Raw genomic sequence first — 5,782 nt, forward strand, 5'->3', positions numbered from 1 at the left:
GGGTGGACCGGTCGGATATCGAGCCGGTCGATCTCGGCCGGAAGGAGCGCGCGGACCGTCCTATCGCCCTGCATGTCGGCTTCGAGCAGGATGAGAGCACCAGCGATTTCATGCGCTCGCTCGCCGCCAGCATGATGGGCGCACCGCCACAAGTCCGGGTCATCACCTACACCTGGGGCGGCATCCAGAAGGCGGGGGAGGTGCTGGTCAGCCCCTATCTGGGCGATGAGGGGCGCATCGTCATCCTGCGCGCCGGAAATGCGCCGCTTCGCGACTGGGTTACCGAGAGCGTCGATCTGAAGGCCGATTTCCGGCGCTTCTTCGGTTATGCGCCGCCGCCGGTCGCCTATATCGCGATTTCCGCCGACGCCGACGACCAGCCCGGCCACACGCTGGCCCGCATCGCCGATATCAGCTTCCAGGGCGCGGAGTGACGGGCAGGCCGGTCCGTCTTCCAGTTTTCCACCGTCATTCCCGGGCTTGTCCCCCTCGTGTCACCCCCGGGCTTGACCCGGGGGTCCAGGGGCGGTGCTCAGCCTGTGGCGATACAGAACGCGGCCCCTGGATTGCCGGGTCAAGCCCGGCAATGACAAGAAGAGTGTTAGATCAAACCAGAAAATTACCGGCCTGATCCCGCCGTCTTGACATTGCTGACGAGATTGTTGACAAATCTGTCATCATATTTCGTTGACGGGCCGGTTTGCCGGTCCGATCATCCCTTCCGGCCATCCAGCCCATCCGCCAGCCGTTCAAGAGAGGCCATCCATGGCAACCAATCAGCTTTCCGGCGCCGAAGCCTTCGTGCGCATGCTTCAGCACCACAAGGTGGAGATCGTGTTCGGCCTGTGCGGCGACACCAGCCTGCCGCTGTACGACGCCTTCTACCGCCTGGACCATGGCATCAAGCACATCCTGACCCGCGACGAGCGCTCGGCCTCCTACATGGCGGACGGTTATGCCCGCACGTCGGGCAAGGTCGGCATCTGCGAGGGGCCGAGCGGCGGCGGTGCCACCTACATCCTGCCGGGTGTGGTGGAAGCCAATGAAAGCTCGATCCCGATCCTGGCGGTAACCACCGACATCGCGGTCTCCTCGCGCGGCCGCTACACGCTGACGGAGCTGGACCAGAACGCGCTGTTCCGCCCGCTGTCGAAGTACAACACCGTTATCGACCGCTCGGTCGATATCCCGCGCACGCTGCGCGCTGCCTTCCAGCAGATGACCAGCGGCAAGCCGGGCGCGGCGCATCTGGGCCTGCCGTTCGACGTGCAGAAGGGGCCGGTGGACGAGAGCGATGTCTGGGCCGAGCCGGAGATGGGCAGCTATCCCTCGCGCCGCTACGGGCCGGACCCGAAGGATGTGGAGAAGGCGGCGGAGCTGATCCTGGCGGCGAAGAAGCCGCTGTTCGTCTGCGGCGGCGGCGTGGTCATCGCCGGCGCCGAGGCCATCCTGCTGAAGCAGGCGCAGGCGCTGGGCGCGCCGGTCGCCACCACCATCAGCGGCCAGGGCTCGATCGGCGAGGGGCATGAGCTGTCGGTCGGCGTCGTCGGCTCCAATGGCGGCGTGGTGGAAACCCGCGAGATCGTGAATTCGGCCGATCTGGTCATCTTCATCGGCTGCCGCGCCGGCTCCGTCACCACGGAGCGCTGGCGCTATCCGGCGCCGGGTTCGGCGAAGATCGTGCATATCGATGCCGACCCGATGGTGCCGGGCGCCATCTACCGCACCGACGCAACGCTGATCGGCGATGCGCGGCTGGCGCTGGAGGCGCTGTACGGCGCGATGGAAGGCGAGTTCAAGACGCACAAGCCGACCCAGGCCTGGGGCAGCGCCGTGGCGGATGCCAAGCGCAAGAAGTTCGAGGCGTTCCGTGCCCTGGCGCAGAGCAATGACGCGCCGATCAAGCCGGAGCGCGTGGTCGCCACGCTGAACGAGATCCTGCCGGAAGATTCGGTCATCGTCTGCGACCCCGGTACGCCGTGCCCCTATTTCTCCGGCTATTACGAGTTTCTGAAGCCGGGCCGGCACTTCATCTCCAACCGGGCGCATGGCGCGCTGGGCTATTCCATGGCGGCCGCCGTCGGCGCGCATTATGGCCGGCCCAGCGCCAAGACCGTTGCCATCATGGGCGATGGCAGCTTCTGCTTCACTGCTGGCGAGATGGAGACAATCGCGCGCATTGGCGCGCCGGTGACGATGATCGTCATCTCGAATTCGGTCTATGGCTGGATCAAGGCCGGCCAGAAGACCGGCTTCGACGCCCGCTACTTCTCGGTCGATTTCTCGCAGACCCAGCATGCCAAGGTCGCCGAGGCGTTCGGCATCAGGTCGTTCCGCGTCGAGGACCCGGCCGAGCTGAAGTCGGTGCTGAAGCAGGCCACCGAATATCAGGGCCCCACGCTGGTGGATATCGTCTGCCAGCCGCTGCACGAGGCGCGCGCGCCGGTCAGTGAGTGGGTGGCCTGATCGCTGAATGCCGACCGTGAACCGGGCGGCCTGGGTAAGATAGGATGTAAATTCCGTTGACAGGCCGGACCGGGACGAAAAGAGTTGGGACAGGAATTACGTTAATATCCAGGCTTTCACTGTGAAATGGCGTCGCCGGGCGGCGGCGCCGGGGGTCCGCTCCGGGCAGGGGCGGACGAAATGAAGGAGGCACACGCATGACCAAGGATTATTCGATCTCCCGCCGCGAGACGCTGCTCGGCAGCCTCGGCCTCGCCGCCGCCGCCGGTATGCTGGTTCCCAGCACCAGCGTCTTCGCGCAGCAGGCGAACCGCTGGGGTTCGTCCTCGATCGGTTCCACCGGCTACGTCATCATCGAGGCGCTGGCCTCGACGGTGAACAAGCACACCAAGCTGAAGAATTCCTCCATGGCCACCAGCGGCGGCGCCGAGAACATGGCGCTGATCGGCGAGAACCAGATGGAGTTCTGCCAGACCACCTCGACCGACTGGCAGCCCGCCGTGAATGGCGAGAAGCCCTACGGCAAGAAGATCGACGTCAACCAGGTGCTGGCCTACACGGTGTTCAACTGCACCCCGATGGTGCGCGCCGACAGCCCGATCAAGACCCTGGCCGACCTGGAAGGCAAGCGCTGCATGCCGTCCCCGGCCGGCAGCTCGACTGCGGCCATGTGGCGCGTTCTGTTCGAGGCGGCGGGCATCAAGGTGAACTGGACCTACGGTTCCTGGCGCGAGAGCTATGACGCGCTGCGCGCGGGTGCGGTTGACTGCATCCCCTCGTTGTTCACCAACAGCCGCCCGGCGCCGATCCTGACCGAGCTGGAAGCCACCACCCCGGTGCGCATCCTGCCGATCCCGACGGATGTCATGAAGAAGGCCCAGGCCATCAATCCGGGCGTCGTCTCCGGCGAGCTGAACCCGAATGACTGGAAGACCATCGACAAGCCGATGGATGTCGCTTCCTTCTCCGGCATCCTGGCCTGCCATCCGAAGATGAGCGAAGAGGACGTCTATCAGGTCTGCAAGGCGATCTTCGACAATGCCGCCGAGGTGCAGTCCATCGGCAAGCAGCTGAAGGACATCGATGCCAAGTTCGGCGCGCGATACCTGATGACCGGCTTCAAGGTCCACAAGGGTGCGGCCAAGTACTTCAAGGAAAAGGGCCTGTGGCGCGACGAGCTGACGATTGCCAGCTGAGCCGCGATAACATGATAGAGTATGGGGCGGCTTGGGAACGGGCCGCCCCTTACCGTATCCAAGTGCTGTAACTGACCGTTTCACCCGCTTCCCAGGAAAGCCACGCCCGTGACGAGTTGGACTGACCGCCTCGCCCGTTATTTCGTTCCCGACGAAACCCCGCATGCCGGACTCATCATTCTTGCCGGCCTGCTGTCCGTGGCTTTCGTGCTGGTGCATGTGTTCCAGCTGACCAATTATTTCCTGCCCGGTGGCCAGTTCAAGGTCGTGCATATCGCCGGCGGCATCCTGCTGACCTTCCTGGCGCTCGCGGTGAAGGACGGCACCAGCCGCTTCCAGCGCTGGCACTTCGTGGCGATGGCGGCGATCACGCTGATACCGCTGCTCTACATCTTCATCGAGCATGAGGCGATCACCACCGAGCGCCAGTTCATCGTCAGCGATGTCGATATCGGCATCGGCGTGCTGTTCCTGCTGCTGGCGATGTATGCCGCCTGGCGCGAATGGGGCTGGATCATGAGCGCACTGGCGGTGGCCACGCTGCTCTACGGTTATTTCGGCTATCTCATTCCGGGCGACCTGTTCTTCCATGCCGGCATCGGGCTGAAGCGGCTGCTGGGCTATACCTCGATTCCCTATTTCCAGGGGCTGCTGGGCGGCCTGTCGGAGCTGTCGGCGGGGACCATCTTCCCCTTCATGCTGTTCGCCGCGGCGCTGGAGATGACCGGCTGCGTCGATTACATCATGGGTGCCGCCTACCGCATTGGCGGCAAGACCCGCGCCGGCCCCGCACAGGTTGCCGTGGTCGGCAGCGGCATGATGGGCATGGTCTCGGGCTCTTCCGTCGCCAATGTCGCCTCGACCGGCGCGCTGACCATTCCGCTGATGAAGCGTTTCGGCTTCAAGGGCGAATTCGCCGGCGCGGTGGAGGCGGTGGCCTCGACCGGCGGCCAGATCACCCCGCCGATCATGGGGCTGGCGGCCTTCCTGATCGTCGGCATCACCGGCATCCCCTATGTCGAGATTGTAAAGGCGGCGGTGTTCCCGGCGCTGATCTACTACGCCTATCTGATGGTCGCGGTGCATATCCGCGCCATCAAGCGCAACATCGACGTGCGCGACCGGGCGGAGGAGCTGCAGAAGGAATTCCTGCCGGAGCCGTTCCTGAAGGCGACGGTGCGCAACATCCCGTTCTATGTCGCCATCACCTATCTGGTGGTGGTGCTGATCACCGGCCGTTCGCCGGGCGGCGTCGCCATCGAGGCGACCGGCATCCTGGTCGGCCTCACCATCCTCCGCGACTTCGTGATCGGCTGGGACGGTCTTGCGGGCCGCATCGCGCACACCCTGCAGATGCTGGGGCGCATCGGCTATAACGGCGCGCTGCGCGGCGCGCAGGTTGCCATCGTCGTCGCCGTCATCGGCGTGCTGGTGGATATTCTGGTCGTCACCGGCTTCGCGCAGAAGCTGTCCTTCGCCATGCTGGACATGGCGGGCGGGGAGCTGTGGCCGCTGCTGCTGATCGCCGCCGTCTCCTGCCTTGCCTTCGGTCTCGGCCTGCCGACCTCTGCGGCTTACATCCTGGTGGCGCTGCTCGGCGCCCCGGCGCTCATCGAACTGGGTGTGCCGATCCTGGCGGCGCACATGTTCGTGTTCTTCTTCGCCAATGTCTCGGCGATCACCCCGCCGGTGGCGGTGTCCTCGCTGATCGCGGCGAAGATCGCCGGTGCCTCCTATTTCAGGACCGGCATGATCGGTGTGCGGCTGGGGCTGCCGGGCTTCCTGCTGCCCTTCCTGTTCGCCATCCATCCGGAAATCCTGGGGATCGACAGCTCATTGCCCTATGTGGCGATGGTCTCATTGATGGCGTTCATCGGCGTGATGTCGCTGAACCTGATCCTGGAAGGCCACTACATGCTGCCTGTGAACTGGGTGCAGCGCGCCTTGCTGCTGCCGGCGGCTGGCGGGCTGCTGATGCCGGGGCTGACCAGCTCCGCCATCGGTCTCTGCTTCTTTGCTGGGGTAACTGGCTGGCAGTATCTCGATCTGAAGCGGCAGAAAGCGGCGGCGGCCTGACCGCCGCCGGGCGTCCTATCCTGTCTAGCCTCGCCCCATTTAGC

At 64.9% G+C, this 5,782-nt stretch carries 4 protein-coding genes; all 4 read left to right on the forward strand.

Annotation, left to right across the window (positions count from 1 at the left end; genetic code table 11):
• Positions 1-434 (forward strand): DUF3047 domain-containing protein (locus tag MK313_RS17635; protein WP_287783444.1); only part of this gene is annotated, 434 nt, incomplete at its 5' end.
• A 331-nt stretch (positions 435-765) separates the two neighbouring features.
• Positions 766-2,466, forward strand: coding sequence for a thiamine pyrophosphate-binding protein (locus tag MK313_RS17640; protein WP_287783447.1), 1,701 nt, complete (start codon positions 766-768; stop codon positions 2,464-2,466).
• A gap of 197 nt (positions 2,467-2,663) precedes the next feature.
• Entirely contained in the window at positions 2,664-3,662 is a 999-nt protein-coding gene (locus MK313_RS17645) for a TAXI family TRAP transporter solute-binding subunit (RefSeq protein WP_121217045.1), read from the forward strand.
• 108 nt (positions 3,663-3,770) lie between these two features.
• On the forward strand, positions 3,771-5,738 hold the full coding sequence (locus MK313_RS17650; RefSeq protein WP_287783449.1) for a TRAP transporter permease: 1,968 nt from the start codon (positions 3,771-3,773) through the stop codon (positions 5,736-5,738).
• Positions 5,739-5,782: the final 44 nt, after the last annotated feature.

Origin of the sequence: Oceanibaculum sp., from assembly GCF_022449305.1 — a bacterium.
Classification (GTDB): Bacteria; Pseudomonadota; Alphaproteobacteria; order Oceanibaculales; family Oceanibaculaceae; genus Oceanibaculum; species Oceanibaculum indicum.

What these genes read in the sequence shown, in the direction of transcription:
- MK313_RS17640 (WP_287783447.1), top strand. Translation starts at nt 766, where the DNA reads ATGGCAACCAATCAGCTTTCCGGCGCCGAAGCCTTCGTGCGCATGCTT.
- MK313_RS17645 (WP_121217045.1), top strand. Translation starts at nt 2,664, where the DNA reads ATGACCAAGGATTATTCGATCTCCCGCCGCGAGACGCTGCTCGGCAGC.